Origin of the sequence: Enterococcus sp. S22(2020) (genome assembly GCF_020295385.1) — a bacterium.
In the GTDB taxonomy this organism is placed as follows: domain Bacteria; phylum Bacillota; class Bacilli; order Lactobacillales; family Enterococcaceae; genus Enterococcus_L; species Enterococcus_L dunnyi.
In genome coordinates this window covers 88,292-106,420 of the sequence record NZ_JACFUD010000002.1, presented here as the reverse complement: position 1 = coordinate 106,420, position 18,129 = coordinate 88,292, and the positions used below count along the sequence as shown (strand labels likewise).

General features: G+C 36.6%; 15 protein-coding genes. 2 read left to right on the top strand and 13 right to left on the bottom strand.

Annotated features, from left to right (window positions below; translation table 11 throughout):
- Positions 1 to 130: 130 nt before the first annotated feature.
- Entirely contained in the window at positions 131 to 1,168 is a 1,038-nt protein-coding gene (locus tag H3T55_RS03510) for a peptidylprolyl isomerase (RefSeq protein ID WP_225533331.1), read from the top strand.
- A gap of 44 nt (positions 1,169 to 1,212) precedes the next feature.
- On the opposite strand, the gene H3T55_RS03505 is transcribed toward H3T55_RS03510, so the two are convergent.
- The 13 genes from H3T55_RS03505 to H3T55_RS03445 form a co-directional block, all read right to left on the bottom strand.
- Entirely contained in the window at positions 1,213 to 2,067 is an 855-nt protein-coding gene (locus H3T55_RS03505) for a PhzF family phenazine biosynthesis protein (RefSeq protein WP_225533329.1), read from the bottom strand.
- 54 nt (positions 2,068 to 2,121) lie between these two features.
- A complete protein-coding gene (locus tag H3T55_RS03500; protein WP_225533327.1) occupies positions 2,122 to 2,583 on the bottom strand; it encodes an ASCH domain-containing protein in 462 nt (153 codons plus the stop codon).
- A gap of 18 nt (positions 2,584 to 2,601) precedes the next feature.
- Positions 2,602 to 3,546, bottom strand: coding sequence for a 3'-5' exoribonuclease YhaM family protein (locus tag H3T55_RS03495; protein ID WP_087640643.1), 945 nt, complete (start codon positions 3,544 to 3,546; stop codon positions 2,602 to 2,604).
- A gap of 2 nt (positions 3,547 to 3,548) precedes the next feature.
- Positions 3,549 to 6,245: an ATP-binding protein gene (locus tag H3T55_RS03490; protein ID WP_225533325.1), complete on the bottom strand. Its 2,697-nt coding sequence runs from the start codon at positions 6,243 to 6,245 to the stop codon at positions 3,549 to 3,551.
- Positions 6,242 to 7,474 carry a metallophosphoesterase family protein gene (locus H3T55_RS03485; protein WP_225533319.1) on the bottom strand — a complete coding sequence of 411 codons (1,233 nt, stop codon included), beginning with the start codon at positions 7,472 to 7,474 and terminating at the stop codon, positions 6,242 to 6,244. The genes H3T55_RS03490 and H3T55_RS03485 overlap by 4 nt, the downstream gene beginning before the upstream one ends.
- 285 nt (positions 7,475 to 7,759) lie before the next feature.
- Complete coding sequence (gene lepB, locus H3T55_RS03480) at positions 7,760 to 8,338, bottom strand: signal peptidase I (protein ID WP_225533318.1); 579 nt, start codon at positions 8,336 to 8,338, stop codon at positions 7,760 to 7,762.
- Positions 8,339 to 8,365: 27 nt separating this feature from the next.
- Positions 8,366 to 9,031 (bottom strand): hypothetical protein, encoded by a 666-nt coding sequence (locus tag H3T55_RS03475; protein WP_225533316.1) that lies wholly within the window; start codon positions 9,029 to 9,031, stop codon positions 8,366 to 8,368.
- A 91-nt stretch (positions 9,032 to 9,122) separates the two neighbouring features.
- Positions 9,123 to 10,187, bottom strand: a complete 1,065-nt coding sequence (locus tag H3T55_RS03470) for a DUF916 and DUF3324 domain-containing protein (protein WP_225533315.1) — start codon at positions 10,185 to 10,187, stop codon at positions 9,123 to 9,125.
- 97 nt (positions 10,188 to 10,284) lie between these two features.
- Positions 10,285 to 11,043 (bottom strand): WxL domain-containing protein, encoded by a 759-nt coding sequence (locus H3T55_RS03465; protein ID WP_225533314.1) that lies wholly within the window; start codon positions 11,041 to 11,043, stop codon positions 10,285 to 10,287.
- Positions 11,044 to 11,079: 36 nt separating this feature from the next.
- Positions 11,080 to 11,883 carry a WxL domain-containing protein gene (locus H3T55_RS03460; RefSeq protein WP_225533310.1) on the bottom strand — a complete coding sequence of 268 codons (804 nt, stop codon included), beginning with the start codon at positions 11,881 to 11,883 and terminating at the stop codon, positions 11,080 to 11,082.
- 1 nt (position 11,884) lies between these two features.
- Entirely contained in the window at positions 11,885 to 12,226 is a 342-nt protein-coding gene (locus H3T55_RS03455; RefSeq protein WP_225533308.1) for an LPXTG cell wall anchor domain-containing protein, read from the bottom strand.
- Positions 12,227 to 12,241: 15 nt separating this feature from the next.
- Positions 12,242 to 15,706 (bottom strand): WxL domain-containing protein, encoded by a 3,465-nt coding sequence (locus tag H3T55_RS03450; RefSeq protein ID WP_225533307.1) that lies wholly within the window; start codon positions 15,704 to 15,706, stop codon positions 12,242 to 12,244.
- 35 nt (positions 15,707 to 15,741) lie between these two features.
- Positions 15,742 to 16,461 carry a winged helix-turn-helix domain-containing protein gene (locus tag H3T55_RS03445; protein WP_225533306.1) on the bottom strand — a complete coding sequence of 240 codons (720 nt, stop codon included), beginning with the start codon at positions 16,459 to 16,461 and terminating at the stop codon, positions 15,742 to 15,744.
- Positions 16,462 to 16,597: 136 nt separating this feature from the next.
- Between H3T55_RS03445 and H3T55_RS03440 the strand changes: the two genes are divergently transcribed.
- Complete coding sequence (locus H3T55_RS03440) at positions 16,598 to 18,121, top strand: helix-turn-helix domain-containing protein (RefSeq protein WP_225533304.1); 1,524 nt, start codon at positions 16,598 to 16,600, stop codon at positions 18,119 to 18,121.
- Positions 18,122 to 18,129: the final 8 nt, after the last annotated feature.

Genomic DNA, 18,129 nt, shown 5'->3' with positions numbered 1-18,129 from the left:
TTAAATTCGAAAATTTCTTGAAACTACTAATTCAATATTTCTTTTCTGAAACATAGTGTGGTATAGTAATAAGCGTGAGAATTAATTTCTACATAATAAAAAATAAAATAAACTTAGGAGTGCTAGAAGAATGAAGAAAAAATTAATTTTAGCCGCAGCGGGCTTATTCAGTGTTTTTGCACTAGCAGCATGCTCAAGCGGATCAAAAGAAATCGCTACAATGAAAGGTGGCACTATCACCGTTGATGATTTCTACAACCAAGTGAAAACAAGCCAACAAAGTCAACAAGACGTTCGTAACATGATCATCTACAAAGTATTTGAAGAAAAATATGGTAAAGATGTTTCTGATAAAGAAGTACAAAAAACGTATGATGACGCTAAGAAAAGCGCTAAAGAACAAGGTGCAAATTTTGAAGATCAGTTAAAACAAGCTGGTTACACAGAAAAAAGCTACAAACAAATCATCAGACAAAACTTAGCTTATCAAGCTGGGATCAAAGCACACATCAAAATCACTGATGAAGATTTAAAAGCGGCTTGGGAAACTTTCCACCCAGAAGTAGAAGCGCAATTGATTCAAGTTGCTACTGAAGATGAAGCAAAAGATATCAAAAAACAATTAGATGACGGCGGCGACTTTGCTAAAATCGCTAAAGAAAAATCAACAGACACAACAACTAAAGAAGACGGCGGAAAAGTGAAATTTGATTCACAATCAGCAACTGTTCCAGAACAAGTAAAAGAAGCTGCCTTCAAATTAAAAGATGGTACCGTTTCTGAACCGATCCAAGCAACAGATGCAACAACTTACCAATCAACTTATTATGTTGTTAAAATGGTGAAAAACAAAGAAAAAGGCAACGACATGGCTCCTTACAAAAAAGAGTTGAAGAAAATTGCTGAAACAAACAAACAAAACGATCAAGAATTCGTGCAAAAAGTGATGTCTGATGTTTTAACAGAAGCTAACGTTAAAATCAAAGATGACGCATTCAAAGATATTTTAGCTGGTTTGATCCAAACTGAAAATTCTTCTAAATCAAGCGAATCTTCTACAAAAGAGTCTAAAGCAAAAGAATCTTCTTCTAAAGAAAAAGATTCTAAATCAAGTGATTCTTCAAAAACAGAAGAATCATCAAGCAAAACTGAAGACTCTTCTAAATAATCAAAATAGAAAAGGAGCGGATAAACATCCCGCTCCTTTTTTCATTAGTCATTTTCTATAGTTAAAACCTTCGTCTCGCAGTAATCACCTTTACCGCCAACATACACCTTTTCTATTTCATTGTTACTATTCGTTTTTAACTTAACTAGTATTTCAGAAGGTAAACGTAAAGAATAACCTTGTTCAAATACATAAACTTCTTTTCGCAAACCATGTTGCTTGTATAGATAGCACGCCAAGGCTCCATTTGAAGTTCCTGTCGCAGCTTCTTCATTGATGTCGTATAATGGAGCAAAATTTCTACATATTATTCGATCATCATTGAATGCATATAGATGCATCCCGACAACATGGTACGACTCACTAAGTTCCTTGATCTTTTCAAAGTTTGGTTGTAGTGCATGCAATTCTGATTCACTTCTGATAGCAATCAAAATATCTTTTAATCCCGTAGACACAATTTGAATTGGATACTCCTGATCTATTTTTTCGATATCAAAACACTCAGCGAGTTCCTCTGATGATAGAGTCTCATAAAATACCGGATTGGTTTGCTCCATAAATATGGTATCATCCTCTATAGTTACGGTAAGAACGCCACTATTCGTCTCAATCGTATAACGATTTTTGAAAATTTTATTTAGATGTTTCAATAGCGCAAAAGAACCGATCGTGGCATGCCCGCATAAATCAACTTCTTCTTTTGGTGTAAAATATTCAAATTTATAATCAGCCTGATCAGAGCTGGATATAAAGGCAGTTTCCGCATATCCCAGCTGTTTGGCTATAGCCATTTTTTGATAAGTAGTCAACGGCTTTTCCATCAAGACTACTCCAGCCTTGTTCCCGCCTTTATGATCCTTACTAAACCCATTTACAACATAAACCGTTATTTCCATGAGATACCTACCTTCCTAATCTATAATCCAAAAGCAGCGGTAAACTATTCATGTTTATCTCTTATACACAACTTCAAAAAGCTCATAAACAATCAACAAGTCTTCTGAAAACGGTAAATTACGCTCATTTAGTTCCTGCTCAAAAAAGGGTCTATGAACCTTGCGCCAATAGCTCAGGTCTCGTTCGCCTTCTCCTTCCAGATACCCATGAACCTCGGTGATCTGTGAAAAAGGAAGCACATCAACGACTCTTGTACAAATGATCGCTTGTGCTTGATCATTCCCATCAAGCAACACGCTGTAATGACCAATTTCCGGCATTTGTTCTCCTTCTGGCTCCAACTCATATAATAACTTCAAAGAAGACGTTCCGGTCTTTTTTCCTTGAATGACAAGTGCCAACAATTCATCTGCCATCTGAGGAGAATTGCCAAATGCCCAAACATCGTAATGATCATGCGAAATCCCTTGATCTTGCTTAAATTGTGTCCACAACTCAAGTGCCGATTGATTCATTCCTCTCACTCACTTTATCTATATATTTTTTGGTACGTAGAAACTACGGTTATCTAAACCAAAAATACGATCTGTATATTCCCCAGGTTCTGTTTGACGAATCGATCCTAACATCATTTGAATCGATGCATCAATATTGTCGATTTGATGCAGGACTTCCGCTTCCATGATTCGCGGTCTAACTGGTGAACCATACTCTAATAAACCATGATGTGCTAAAACCATATGACGTAACACGATCACATCTTCATCATTTTCATCGATCTTCAGTGCAATACACGCCTTTGTGATTTCTTCATCAACCAAAACCAAATGTCCGATCAAATTACCGGCAATCGTGTATTCAGTCGTCATCGCACCAGATAATTCTTTTACTTTACCAAGGTCATGTAAGATGATCCCAGAATAAAGTAAAGCGGCATTCAATTCATTATACTCCTTACAAATCGCTTTTCCTAATCGCAGCATAGAGACTGTGTGATAAGCCAAACCATTGGCAAATGCATGATGGTTTCGTTTAGCAGCTGGAAAATCAAAAAATTCTTTTTGATATTGTGTTAACAAATAACGAACGATTCGCTGCCAATGGGCATTAGTGATTTCAAAGATCGTCTGATTGATCTCCTCTACCATATCTTCACGCTTTAAAGGAGCTCTTTCCATATATAAAGTTGGTTCATTTGGTTCTTCCGGACGCGCTAAGCGCATATGAATAATTTTGACTTGAGGATTGCCTTGATAAACCTCTCTTTTGCCGTTCAAAAGAACAACATGACCAGCAGTATAGCGACTGATTTCTTCCTCAGAAGCATCCCAATATTTTCCATCGATCGTACCTGAGGTATCTTGGAAGGTAAACGCAATAAATTTTTTACCATTCTTAGCTACACGGACATCTGCATTTTTGATCAGCAGAAATAATTCAAATGTTTCATCTACAGTTAATTCGCGAATTTTTTTCATACTTACACTCCTTTTAATTCAATAATCGGTTGTTTTAGCTCTTGGTAATAGCTTACCATTTCTTTATCGGAAGAAAAACAGATGACCTGCTGCTGTTCAGAAAAAAGTGCAAAAAGTTCCGCCAACTGTTTTTTCCGTTGACTGTCATAATGCAGCCAGCCGTCATCGATCATGATCGGGCACAAATTCCGATGCTTTTGTAAGTATAAGAAAGCAAAGCGAACAGCCATGATCACCTGATCCTTTGTTCCTGTCGATAATTCATGGAGCAAAAACCGTTGATGATCTTGGCGAATCACAATCAACTGCTCAGCTTCTAACTGAATCGACTGGTATGACTGCTCCGTCAAAAGCTGAAAATACTCTGTAGCTTTTTTCAGTAAATTCGGTAATTGTTTCTCTGATAATTCCGTGAGCAGATCCATCAACAATTGACCAGCTAATTGATAGCCTGACCATTCTAAAGCTAGTTCTTCAACTTCTGCTTTCAAAGCAGCTTGTTCTTGATACAATTCGTCTAACGTACCATCTGACAGCATTTGTTTTTGTTGATAAAGTAATTGTTGCTCTGTTTTTTGTGAGTGCAAAAGTTGCTCTTCTGCTTCTTTTAACTTTTCAGCTAAATGTTGTCTTTTTGCCGGAAGTTCTTCTATCATCGTTGTGTCATTGTATATCCCTGCCAACATCGATTGCAGCTCTTGTTTTCTTTTTTGGCTTGCCGTTGTATTTTGGTAACTCTTTAACTTATTTGGTATTTCATTGATCGAATCAATTTGAAAACGATACACTAATGGTGAAAGCTGCTCATCAACTTGATGCTGTTTTTCTTTGACCTCACGGATGGTCTGCCTTGTATATGCATCCGCTTGATACTCTTGTTCAAAACGAATTTTTTCCATTTGATCAACAAATTGACTGATGATTTGGATACGCTCTGCTAAAGGCAAACCTGAAATCGGCAGCCTTGCCGTAAATCGTTCCGTTTGTTGGGTGATCTCTGCCATCCGCTTTTGATCATCCAATAATTGTTGTTCCAGTTCTTGATTTGTATTGATCAAAATCAAGTACCTAGTAATATCTCCCCGATGATTCAGCCAAAATTCTACCTGATCCATTCGGCCTAAATGGTTTTCCTGAACTTTTTCTGCGACAAAACGAGCTACTTCTCGTTCTTCATCATGTATTTTTTTAATATCAGCTTTGATTTTTAAAAGCTGATCATTTAAATAATCTAGTTGAGAAAGCTTCTCTTGCCATTGGCGCTTTTCATTCGCATAAGGCTCTTTCGCCTGATAAAAAAGAGGTGATACGCCAATAAGTACAGCTATGATGCTGATTCCTACACCTATATATCTAATTGGTGCAGAGAAAAAGAAACTGAGAATCAGAATGACTGCCGCAAGAATACAAAAAACAAGATTAACGCTTTTTTCTTTATTTTGCCTACCTTTACGGAACATATCTTTATTGATTGCTTCAAACGTGCTTAGATTTTCTTCCCGCGTAGCAATTTCTTCTTCTAATAAGTGTAGATCAGTTTGAGCGGTCTGCAGCTTGACTGTTCGCTCAACGATGGATTCACGCAATTCATTGACTTCCTGTTCATCCATCGCAAACTGAGGGGGATTTTGTTTAGACCAGCCCCATTGCTTTTCTAACGGTTGCATTTCTTTTTGGTTTTGCTCCAAATTTTGACTCATCCACTGGATTTCAGAAAGCAGTTTATCAATGGCATAACGTTGATTCAATAACTGCTTGATATTTTCTTCTTCTTCAAGATAAAACTGATACTCTTCCTGCCGATCCCCATGTTCACTTTGAACTGCTAGGCTTTGATTTAAACGAATCAATTCTTCATTTAAGAAGCGATGCTGCTGATAAAGTGACAACAGCTTGTCTTGATCTTCTTTCTTAATAACAAGCGCTTCACTTAACTGATCGATCGATTGTAATTCTTCATACAGTGGTAAGTTCATGACCTGTTTTTCCACTAGGGACAGCTGATTTTTTATTTGCTGGATCAGTGCATACTGTTCTGAGATTTGCTTTTCCGTATTGGCTAATGATATGCCTATTTCTTGAAACGGTCGTTCCTGCTGTTCTTTATCATTGATTTTTTGCTGCAGCTCTTGATATTGTGCAAGCTTTTGATTCAATGGCGGTTGGCTGCCTTTTCCTTTATAGATCGTTTGAGCTGCTTTAAAATATTCTTCTCGACGAACGAGAAGTTGCTGGCTACCTGATAAGCCTAAAGACAGCAATGACGTCTGCAGCTCTACTTCTGTCAGTTTATCCAATTGACCTAACTGCTCTTGCTGAATAGAAAAAACAGATTGGAATAATTCTTTCGTCAGCGGGTGGAGCATGTTTTTTAAGGTTGCTTCGTCTCCGATTTGATCATTGAAGTAGACCTTCGCCTGTCCTTTATTTTGCCCTTTAAAACGTTCAATCTGTACTTCTCCATGAACAGGATGAGACAGCCATAAGCGACCACCATATGCTGCACCATTTTTAGGCTGATAATCCTTTTTGCGCTTGCCTTTAGGCGGAAAACCAAACAGCATCGCTTGAATAAATTGATAGATCGTTGACTTGCCTGCTTCATTTGCACCAAATAGCAGCTGATTATTGGGTAAAAACTCAATTTTTTGCTGCTGCCATTTGCCAAAGCCGACTATTTCTATTGCAATGAGTTTCATGACTGATCCTCCTGAATGACAAAGTCTTCTTTAATCCGCTGATCGGCTTGTTCAACGCTACGTTCACGCCACTCACTATCAATTGCAACAACCGAGGTGAAGGCTGGATTTTGAAGTAGTTCTTGTAGGGTATTTGAAAATATATCCGCTTGAAAATATGTTTTTTCAAGTTGCTCCAACAGCTCTGGAGCCGCTGTGATCAATGTTTTTTGCTCTCCAATACTTGCACCGAGCGTGATTTGAAATAGAAATATTTCCTGATCGGTTTGGCTCATTACTGTCGTTTGCAGATAAGAGAGCAATTCACCCGTTTCGTAAGAACGCTGAAATTCATCTCCTAAATGCTCGGTATCTGTCAATCGAATCTCTTTCAACAGTAGCTGTCCACGTTCCTTTTTACTGCTTATAAGGTGATTTGTGAGAACACTCAACGCCTCCTGTAGACTTGATACCTGCTTCAAGGAATAAGGTTCTACTTGCCAAATCACCTGTGCAACAGGTTCAAAACGGACGGTCGCATGCCCTGAAGCAATCGAAACGATCGCAACTCCTTGTAAGTTCCGCTCTTTTTTCGTATGCCCTTGTGGTGTTCCAGGGTAGACGATCAACGGATCGGCACTGACTACCTGCGGTTGATGGATATGGCCTAATGCCCAGTAATCATACCCTTTGGCTTTCATTTCACTAAATGAAAAGGGAGCATAATTCTGTTGTCCGTTGCTTTGTATGTCGCCATGATAGATACCGATATGAAGATCAGCATTTATATCTTTCATAGGAAATTCAGGTAATTTTGGGTCATTGATCCATGAATGTTCATAACTAAAACCAGAAATCGCAACTTTTTCTTGATTTTTCGTCATTACATAATGAGTCTCTACTTGCTCTTTCTGAAAAAGAAACATATTCTCTGGAAAATCAAACCAGTAACGTTCAGGAACGTAATGATCATGATTGCCGAATGACAGAACTACAGGAATCTGTGCCTGCTCCAACCGCTTCATTTCGTCTATAAAAAAAGCCTGTGTCCGAATCGATGTCCGACTTTGATGAAATGTATCTCCAGCAAAAATCACTAAATCGACTTGATTTTTGATTGCTATATCGATGATCGCTGTCACAGCCTTCTGATTTGCCTGCTGTAAGCTTTCTGCGAGTACTCTAGGGATATTTCTTAAACCTTCAAAGGATCGATCCAGATGCAAATCTGCAGCATGTAAGACTTTCATTTTCTCCTCCTCCTTCATCTAGAATCATTTCTTCCATCATATCATTTTATTAAGGTTCGGTCAGTAAAAACATACGAAAATTTGTTCGTTTTTCACTTTTCATTTCAATAAATAAAGAAACTGAAAAGAAGCAAGTTGCTTCCTCTCAGTTTCTGTATAATCATTTATTCAAATAATCATTAAATCAATCAGCATATTCTCTGATATTATCTACTCTACCTAGTTTTCTTCTATTTAGCAACACAGAACAGAGCTTCATCCATTATAAGTAGCACCCACTCAACTCTATGGTAGGACGACCGTTCCTATTATTTCTTTTTCATCAACTAATCCATAATAACGACTATCTGTTGCATATCTTCTGTTATCTCCAAGCACAAGATACTTGCCTTTTGGGATCAACCCATTTTCGACGCCTTGGATATCGATAGAGTCAAAATCTTTAGTAACTATTTCATCGTCGATTTCTGCTTGTGACAACTCCTTAAGTAAAAAACGCTCAATGACCAATCGATCATCGATGTATAGCTCATCATTGACATATCGAACGTGCTCACCACCCACACCAATGACCCTGCGAATAGAAGTGCCATTACCATCCGGCTGGTTAAAATAAATCAGTGAAAAACGCTTTGGTTCACCAAATCGATTCACATAGACACGATCTCCATCTGTCAATGTATTCAGCATCCCGTATCCTTCGTTTTCTGGCAAAGAAAAAACGACTTTGGAGCATAGAAAAAATAGGAAAAGTACAACCAGCAACGTCAGGATCAATTCTTTGGACAATTCCTTATAAAATTCTTTTCTTTTTTTTCTGCGCCTCATTTTTTTCTTGACACTTGCAGTCCTAGCTTTTTTCATCTGTCACACAACCGTTTCTTTACTGCACTATTTCTTTTGTTGTAACGCAGATTCATTGACTTTAAAATAGGAAAATACTTCGTTTTGCTTTTTTTGAACCTTTTCAATATCAGCTAAATATTGATCGTTTATTGACTTTTCCTGTAAATTTTCAATGGACTGATTATTCAAGTTCAATCCTAATTCTTTCACTTGTGTATAATATCTATTCAAAACTCTTTGTCCGTCAGCTGTCAACTTAGGGTCAGCATAGCGAATACCGAATCCAGAAAGCTTTGCAGCAAGCTCCCTTAAATTGTTTCGTGCTTTTTCAATGTTTGATACCGTTGGTACTTCTCCTAGCTGCTGAGACGTCTTTTCTAATAAATAGTATCCTTCAACGATCGCTGTTGAATCACGATCTCCCAAATTAGTTGCCTGATAATAACGAGCAAAACTAGCGCTTCCTCCTAACAGGAGTGCACACACCAATAAGACTACCCCTAATTTAAGCTGCTGTTTACTTTTTTTCTTTAAAAAGAAAGCCTTCTTTTTTAATATTCTACGTTTTTTCCTATTTTTTGACCGCACTTGTTTTATTTTTCGATATTTCTGCTTCGTAAAAAAATGAACCACAAAAAAGACACTAGAAAAAAAAGCAAAGAGGATCGCTGTTGTAAGTATCCCAATGAACGTCCAATCTAATATTGACATCTATCTATCCTCCATAGAAATAATAACTATAAGAAGCAAAGTAAGAACTCGATTTCTCTTACTTCGCTTCTACTGCTCTTAAATATTTTGATCAATTCCCTTTTCTTTTCTTCTTTTTCCTCTTCTTTTTCTTTTGTTTCTGCATTCTAGTATATCGAACAACAAAAAATACAAGCAATATGAGTCCTACAGCAGCAGCGACTAACATTGCGATCAACTGCCAATTGATCCTGCTTTCTTGCAGTAAAGAAACATCTTCTTTATTAAATTTATCTGCCTCTTCATCTGTGATCGTGAATTCTTGTTCCCATTGCCATTTCCCATCATTTTCTGTCGTAACTAAAATTTGTGCTCGATACTCTCCTGCAACCATTTTTTCTCCATTCATCAAAACTGGAAACTTGATTTTAGAGTTCGGCGCCATTCTCATTTTATTTTGTTTTGTATCATACAAAACTTCTTCTGAGCCTTTTTTCATGATTTGTGCATCTATCGTCATATCGTCTATATATGCTGGTTTCACATTAGACATATCGATAAAAATAGCATTGCGATAATTTTGTTGCTCTGCAAAAACTTTGTTTAATTGTAATTCCGGTGCGACTTTCGTATCATTTTCTGAAAGAATCATACCAACTAAATAGCCATATTCATTCTTGATCATTGCTTTTTGATCGTCCGTTTGACCTTTTTCAATCATATAGATTCCGCCAGAGATGACGCCATCAAATTCAGAATCAGGCATTTTTATCCCCAGTTTATAGTCAATGCTTTGCTTAGCTGGTATTTTTACTGTCTTTTCTCCTTTGACTAAGTCGATAAAATCATATTTTAGAGATTTATCTTTTTCCAGCTTTGAGGGACCGTATTCAATTACACCGTTAGTATTGGTTTTTGCACTATTCAATGATACTTCAACAGTGATCTCTTTATCAGAGCTATTGTTCATTTTGATTGCTACTGTCTGTTCCTGTCCTGGTGTTACACGTAAATCAAAATAGCCTACGTCTTTATTATGTTGATTTTCAGGTACGATCACTTTATAAGTAAATCCACCTTCATCTTGTTCTGCTGCCATTCCTGATATCGAAAAGGAATTACAGCTGATACTTATGTATAAAATCATTGTTAACCATGCGACTATTCTTTTTCTCATTCTGCTTATGACCCTTTCTTGAAAAAGAGGAACAAGATGCCAATAGCTGACAAACTTGTTCTTACTCTTTCTTTATATAAATTATCTACTGATCGAATTATCTTGCGTCGGCAATTGTCCAAGTGATCGTTGATGAATAGCCGCTGCTTGTTGATAATTTGTTTCCTTCAGAAGGAACCCACAATTTAACTGAATCTGCTGCCGTATTATCATCTGTATCCCCAAATTGCAAGACAAATTGACCGAATCCTTTATCTTCTGCATCTTGAGTAACAAATGTTGTAGGTGTCGTACCATCTGTTTTAAGAACTTGAGCTGCTGGTACGCCTGCTGTATTTACTTGGTTTTGGTCTGCTGGATTCACTAATGTCACATTGTTAAATTTCAACTCAGCTGATTTTAACTCTTGACCTTCTTCATTTGTAAAAGTTGTTGCTTTGGCTGTTAATTTATGTTTATTAGCTAAGTTATCTGCACGTGTATCTTTAAATTGGACAAAGTTTGGCATCACTTTTTTTGTACCATCTACATACTCTACTTCAGATGCTGAAGCTGTGTATTCCCAACCATTACCTGCAGCTGGTGTTACTTTATTTGTACCAAATTCTAAATCTGTGATAGCAATAACTTTTAATGGACCTTTAGCTGGATTTACTGGTGGCTTAACAATTTCCGGTCCATCTGGATCTTTAGGATCAATTGGTTTACCAGTATCATCATCATCTTGAAACTTGATCGTACCTTTTCCAGCCCATTCTAATGGTTCTTCTGCTGCGTGTGTTACTGTCGGTAAAATTGCTCCTGTGCTTAATGCTGCTAACAAAGCAACTCCACATAATTTGTGTGTTAATTTCATTTGTGTTTCCTCCTAAAGTTTTCTTTGATTTTTGATTTATGGTAGCTCGGATAAAATCCAAGTTAACACCGTTTGGTAGTTTCCCGGCTCAGCATTTGCTTTGCCCGGGATAAATAAGGATACTGCTTTATTTTCATAGATAGGTTGATCATTAAATTGAGGATCTGTTAGTACATTTCCTTCTGGATTCAACCTAGGCTGTAGTGTATCTTGTTGGTGTTTATCATTATCGATCGATGCACCAAAACTGATCGACCATGTTCCTTCTCCATTATTCGGCTTCGCTTCTGCAAGATTATAAAGCTCTCCTACATTCAATATCCGAATGACCTCTTTAGAGACGGTCGGGCTTGTTTTCGGATCATTGAGGGAATTTGTCCAAGAATGATCAAATGATAGGACCGCTCCTTTCAACTCTTTCGCTGGATCTTTCGTATCCCGCAGCTGTGTTTCTTGCTTGAGCTGTAATAGCCAGCCTGTGCTTTTATCTCTAAAGTCAGACACTTGAATGAAGTTTCCTCTTGGACCAGTATCGTCTTTAAAAAGTTGCGCATTACCATAGAATGTTTGATCTTCTTTAGAAATGCTCGCTTCCCCAAAATTTAATTTTGGAACAAAATCAAAACGCAAATTTTGATCTGTACTTGGACTTTCACCTGGATCAACAGCTTTACCTGGTCGTTCCGGATCATTGATTTGTTTTGGTTGCTTCCCTTCAAATTGAACGTGACCACTTCCAGAAAAATCATTTGCTTCCGCTCTAGCCACCATATCAGTTAATACAACCGAACTAGCTAATAGGATCGTTGAAGCAAAACAGATAAATAGATACTTTCTCATATCAGCTTTGTTCTCCTTTCCCACGATTCTTTTTTCTAGCAAGAAGCAGTAGAAAAACAAGAACAACGATTGCACCACTAATAACAAAACTCATTTGAATCAGTTCGCCTGTACTTGGCAATCGTCCGACAGGCTTCTTTTGTCTTGGTTCATCTATCTTGCTTGAGCCATCCGGCTTACTTGAATCACTCGTTGAGGTCTCTGCCGGGTGTAAAACAATTCCTGCATCAGTTTGTACTTGACCACCTTCTTCTGCGGCATTATGAACGGCAGAAGAAAACAGAACGATCGATAGAAACATTAAGGGAAATAGCAGAAATTTTATTTTTTTTACTTTATTCATTTTGCTTTCATCTCCTTAATAAGTTTCTTCGATCCGCCAAGTCAGTGTTGTTTCATAAGTTCCTGTCTGTTTGACCATTCCAACAGGGACTTTTAGACGAAGGCCTTGCTTATTTGGCCCCCAGGTTTTACTTACATCGTATTCACCAGAAGTTTGGTGAGCAGATCTGAATACTTCTTGTGAATCTTTGGAGAGAATTTTTTCTTCATCCGCCATCTTATAACGTAGAGCACCAGCAAGTCTCTGTTCTGCTTCTCCAGAAAGCTTCATATCATCTGACTGTTTTAGAGTGACTTTCCATTCTGTTAAGGACAAACGATTGTCCCAAATAACTAAAGGCTGATCATACGTTGAATCATCATACTCCTCTGATCTTGCACTTACTTTCTTGCTTCCAAAATCAATCGTATTTGGCGCAGATTTGATTTTTAAAACCCCTTTATAATAGAAAGTAATTATTTCAACAGCACCATACTTCACTTTAAATGCCTTTGTAGGAATAGGCTGATCTACTCCGTCATATTGTACTTTCGACAAAACATAGTTATCCAAATCAATATTTATTAAGTCACTCTCATCATCTATATTTCCTGACATAGTCGCAGGATAGTTATTAGGAATGGGGGTATTCGTCCCTTCCATCAAATACTTGATTTGGATCGTCGAAGTCGGCTTATTGATGTTGAAACTTGCCGGCATTTGGATCCCCACTTCATCAAAAGTAATTCCATCTGCTCTTTTTCCAGTAAGAGTATAGGATTGTGATACAGTCGTTGGGTAAGCTGGTGGTTTTACACCGATCGCTGTGGTTACATCATAATAAACTTCTACTAAAGCACCTGCAGGAATTTCTGGAATCGTAATTTTTAATTTTCTATCACTAGTAAAATCGATACCTGATGAATGAATAGGTAATGTTGCTCCATCTACTACAACCTTTACAGACTCTTTGTTTGGTGTTACATATTCCGGAAACGCAGCTGACTTATACTGAACATCCAGTAATTTTGTAGCAGGGCTTAGTATATCCTGAAATATAGAGATAAATTGATTACTCTCTCCTAGCTTTATTTCCTGTTTACTCGCGAAAATTATGGGATCATTGATCATTGGATCAGAAACAAAATATATCTTAATATCTTTTGTTATTGGTATATTTCCTTCTTTACTTGCTTGAATCGTTGCTGTAAATACATATTTTTCTGCCGCTGGTCGACCTGTTAGATCAGTGTTTGTCACATCCAGTATGACTCCATCAGACAGTTTGGTAGACAAATCGACACCATAGGCCTTAGACTTAGTAAGAATCAATTGTTTGATCTGTGCACTTGTCAGTCCTCTGATCTCTTCTGGTACGAGGTATATATCATCAGCAGTTAACCAAAGGCCTTTGCTTAATGGACCTTTTTCTACTAATACAGGAACCTGAATAACTTTTGATTGTGTCTTATCCATGTTATCTGTCATTCGAACGCCTACCCACTGTAACCCAATTTTTGACGTATCTGGAACTTTACCTTCTTCATACTCATAGCTTATTGTATGGTTAGGTAGAGCAACTGGATCGACGATCAACTCTTTAGCATCTTTTGTCCAAGCTGAATTTTGCAGCACGTGCTGTAATTGACCCGTACCGCCAAAATTGTAAACATTAACTGTTACAAAGCCATCATTTGAAGGTAACCCATCATATGGATTGTCCGCTTCTCCCTCGATGATCCCTAAGACACCGATCGTGTTCTCTTTGATCGTACCTACATCATCATTAGGCAACTTATCCAATTGAATATCAAAATTTCCTACAGCCTCTTTAGCAGCATCTGCCACAAAAGGAACGGTCGTATCTTCTCCATTTGGATAACTTACATGAATATTTCCTTTACTTGGTCCAGTAGGTTTCGCTTGGATCTTCGTCAACTTATAATTGTTAGTCAATGTTCTTGTCGGATGGTTATTATAAATGTCATAGCTATTTTGAGTTGTTATTTCTAATCCCATATAGGGGATTTCATTTCCAACAAACATTTCATAGGCACCTACCACAGCTTCTCCAGGAGCAACCATTTTGGCAGGTGTTCCTAATTGGAACATACTATCTACACCCGATACTAAGGGAATATCTAAATTGTCATGCTTTTCTATTTCATGACCTGTTCCTGAGGCATCGAGTCCAAACAAAGGAACATTAGATGACCTAGTGAAATCAGCCGTTTTATATTTTTGATAATCAGACAGCCATTCCCCATTTTTCTTCAACTTCACTGTAAAACGATTTATATTATCTGGCGAAAAAGAAAATCCTTCGTTATTCGCTAATGGATAAATAGATACTTTATCACTTCGATAGTCAGTATCCGTATGATCGATCAAAGCAAATTTTTTGGGCGTATTCGACATGTTATACATGGAAAAACTAATTAAGAAGTTCAAATTTTTCGACATCGTTAAATCATATACGTAATATACTTGAGATTTCGTATCGACTAAAATTTCTTTTAAGTGTTTACCATTTTCATTGCGTAAAAAGTATTTCCTATCGATAAACATACGATCCTCGCTCATTCTGTTGCCATACCAATCGTAGCCATATTTCATATCTTTTCTTGAAGAATTTAATCCTCCAGAACTACCGATTCCAGGACTTCCCAATCCAGCAAGACGTAAGTTTTCTTGTCTACTAGTTGTACTAAAAGTTCTGGGGTATAATGTTTCATTATTATATAGCGGGATAGTGATCGCTCGTCCCGTTCCATATCCATCACCTGTTCCAAAGGCATAACCTCTCCACGTTTTATCAACAACTTGAAAACCAATATCTGTAGGAAGCATTTTATCGTAAGTTGGATCTCTCCCAGTTATATAATCTTTTGGTGTTACTCCTCGTTCGGGAAAGCCAAGTTTAGAGTTATTGATTTTATTTTCAATGATTCCTTCACCAGAGTTTAAGGGTAAATTCTTCCAGTTCATTTCATCATCACTTTTAAACATTCCATTAGGAACAACCAAAATGTTGACTTGGGGCTTGTATACAGAAGCGCCAATTTTGACTTCTGCACCTACCGCTACCATTCCAAGACTCTCTTCTTTGATTGCAGAGATGTCTGTCACTTTGATTGTTGCTGTCACAGGATTACTAACTGTTAAATTGGCATTGATGTCATTCATGATTTCTGCAGAAGATTTACTTACAATTTCGCTGGTATTGACCCAAACGGTATCATAATATACCGTGATCGTATCATTAATAGCGACAGATTCTGCTGTATCTTTAAACGAGCCAACTCTTGGCGTATTGTCTGTTGATTGACTCGCTTTTTCAGCACTTTTTTCTATACTGGCAACATTCTTTTCAGCAGCTGAATTGTCATCCGGCATTGCCTTTACTTTACTCTGTTGGCTAGACCAACTCCCTGCGAATATTACGCCTATACTTAACACCAAACCAACTATACTAACTCTTCTCAGACTCTTTTTTTTCATCACTGGAACCTTTCAACTCCTTTTTATCACTTTGCTTACTGCGTTCTTTCCTGTATATCCAACATATACCCTTTAGTGCGTACTGTTTTGATATATTTAGGATTTGACGTGATCTCTTCTATTTTTTTCCTTAGATGGAAAATAATGTTGGCCACTCTATAATTTTTGACCTTTCCTTCCTCTGTTTCTCCATTTTTATATAGTTCTTCATAGATTTCTTCATACGAAAAAGCTACATTTGGTTTTTTCGCAAGAAGGTCCAGTGCTTTATATTCCAATTTTGTTAAAGAAACTTCTTTTTCTCCATTGACCAATACACTAAAATTATTATGAATCAGGTATAGAGGGACATCGGTTATTTTTTCATCTTTCGAAGCGTTCCCCTGTCCATTTTTTGACCGCATCAATGCATTTTGAATCACTAAATGAATTTCTTCTGATGTTTGTTCTTTTAAATTGAAAACATAATCACATCCTAGGCGCAAATAAACCATATTTCCTGTATCGGAAGAACTCGTTGAAATGACAAACAAATAGCAGTTTTGATATTCTTTCGTTACTAAAATCAATTCACACAATTTTGTTATATCTTTTAAATCATTTTCAAAAGCGATAATTGCGTGTAATTCATTCATCGTTTGTTGTTTGATCATTTCTTCTTCCAGTAGAGAAAGCTTGTAGTTTTCTCTCAGTTCATTTACATATTTTCTAGATAGTTCATTTTCGTTAAATTGAAAAATTCCAATATTAAACATTTTTTTCTCCTCACAATTACATTTTTATTATATACACAAAGCCATTTATTTGATTTTCGAAAAACTCTCCGTATAATGAGATTATTGAAATACTATTTCATCGATCTTATCCATTAATTATCTTTAGGAGCATGATATGCAAACACTTTTAATGAAGAAAACAGAGCGCCAACAATTTGAATTATTGAAACAATTGATACGTAAGCCGGAAGGTATGACCGCATTGGAAATTACTGATTACTTACATATTTCTCTGCATGCTGCTTATCGTTATGAAAAACAATTATCCGATGGGTTATCTCAAACTTTTCCTGAAAATAAAGTTTTATTATTCAAAGAAAATAACATTTATAAAGTTTTTATAGATAGATCACTTAGTATTAGTTATGTCATAGACACCATGGGGTTATACTACATACAAATTTCACAGCAATTTGGCCTTTCACAAGCTCTCTTTTATAAAAATTTTCCGAGTGCTGAAGCGCTAGCTCAAGAAGTCAATCTTAGTCTTTCTCATACATACAAAATTTTAAAAAGAATGAACAAGTCCTTTGAGCCTTTTAATATCTCCATTGTTTTTTCAGAAGGTGACATCAATAAAAACATGGTGGGTGATGAAAAAAGTATTCGTATCACGATGTTTTATATCTATTGGGCGATCTACAAAGGGTTGGAATGGCCCTTTTTTCGCTCACCTAAATACTTTTCAGAATTACCTGCACCGATCAAGATCACTCAACTTTCTCCCTCTCAGAAAAAAAGACTGATCTATTTTCAAACATTTACATACTGGCAGATAATTTATAAAAAATCTTACGTCATTTTACAGCCAGAATTTACAGCCTATTTAGATTTTTTCGAGGAAGTTTCTCCTGTTCATTTTCCAGAGACGATTCAAGACTTACTTTATAAAAATCAAGTTCCAGAGAGTGTTATTCGCGATGAAGAAAGATATTTTGGCTTTCTTGCACGCTTTTACATTGCTAATATCGATTCTTCTGAAGATAAACAACTGATTGTAGCAAAATTGAAACGATCCAAATTGCCACTCACAGATTTTGCTATGCTATTTTTAGATCAATTTCTATTCCAATTTGAAATCAATTTATCTGAAAAGAATTACGATTTACTCTATTATCAAATTATTTTCAACTTACTTTACACGCAATTTTTTGGAACGGACGTTCCTTTTACACAAGTAACTGATGAAGTTTTTCCTTATAAAGAAGATACTCCGGATCTGTTTGATGTGCAGAAAAAAGATCTGACAGATTATGTATACGACAACCTTAGTAAACAGCTCTTTCCAACATTAAAAAAGGAATCTAGTCTCGTTGAGTACCTTGCAAGGATTCTCTATTTGGCCTTGAGCAGTGCTAGAAATCAAACAAAATTGAACTTATTTATTCAATACTCCAAAACAACTTACGGCTATGATTTGATAAAAAATAAGCTTTCTACTATTTTCAATTCAACTGTTCTTGAATTTACATTTGATATCGACAAAGCAGATATCATTATCTCTGATTCTTATGAATCACTAGAACTCATAGAATCAAATGAGCCCATGATTTTTTATTTTGAATATCCTTATGATGAAGCTGTCTGGCAAAGTTTAACGAAATTCATCAACCAACAAATCTGTTCTAAACTGTCTTGAATTTGATG

Coding starts and splice junctions, on each gene's coding strand:
- H3T55_RS03510 (WP_225533331.1), top strand. CDS start 131: ATGAAGAAAAAATTAATTTTAGCCGCAGCGGGCTTATTCAGTGTTTTT.
- H3T55_RS03505 (WP_225533329.1), bottom strand. CDS start 2,067: ATGGAAATAACGGTTTATGTTGTAAATGGGTTTAGTAAGGATCATAAA.
- H3T55_RS03500 (WP_225533327.1), bottom strand. CDS start 2,583: ATGAATCAATCGGCACTTGAGTTGTGGACACAATTTAAGCAAGATCAA.
- H3T55_RS03495 (WP_087640643.1), bottom strand. CDS start 3,546: ATGAAAAAAATTCGCGAATTAACTGTAGATGAAACATTTGAATTATTT.
- H3T55_RS03490 (WP_225533325.1), bottom strand. CDS start 6,245: ATGAAACTCATTGCAATAGAAATAGTCGGCTTTGGCAAATGGCAGCAG.
- H3T55_RS03485 (WP_225533319.1), bottom strand. CDS start 7,474: ATGAAAGTCTTACATGCTGCAGATTTGCATCTGGATCGATCCTTTGAA.
- lepB (WP_225533318.1), bottom strand. CDS start 8,338: ATGAAAAAAGCTAGGACTGCAAGTGTCAAGAAAAAAATGAGGCGCAGA.
- H3T55_RS03475 (WP_225533316.1), bottom strand. CDS start 9,031: ATGTCAATATTAGATTGGACGTTCATTGGGATACTTACAACAGCGATC.
- H3T55_RS03470 (WP_225533315.1), bottom strand. CDS start 10,187: ATGAGAAAAAGAATAGTCGCATGGTTAACAATGATTTTATACATAAGT.
- H3T55_RS03465 (WP_225533314.1), bottom strand. CDS start 11,043: ATGAAATTAACACACAAATTATGTGGAGTTGCTTTGTTAGCAGCATTA.
- H3T55_RS03460 (WP_225533310.1), bottom strand. CDS start 11,883: ATGAGAAAGTATCTATTTATCTGTTTTGCTTCAACGATCCTATTAGCT.
- H3T55_RS03455 (WP_225533308.1), bottom strand. CDS start 12,226: ATGAATAAAGTAAAAAAAATAAAATTTCTGCTATTTCCCTTAATGTTT.
- H3T55_RS03450 (WP_225533307.1), bottom strand. CDS start 15,706: ATGAAAAAAAAGAGTCTGAGAAGAGTTAGTATAGTTGGTTTGGTGTTA.
- H3T55_RS03445 (WP_225533306.1), bottom strand. CDS start 16,461: ATGTTTAATATTGGAATTTTTCAATTTAACGAAAATGAACTATCTAGA.
- H3T55_RS03440 (WP_225533304.1), top strand. CDS start 16,598: ATGCAAACACTTTTAATGAAGAAAACAGAGCGCCAACAATTTGAATTA.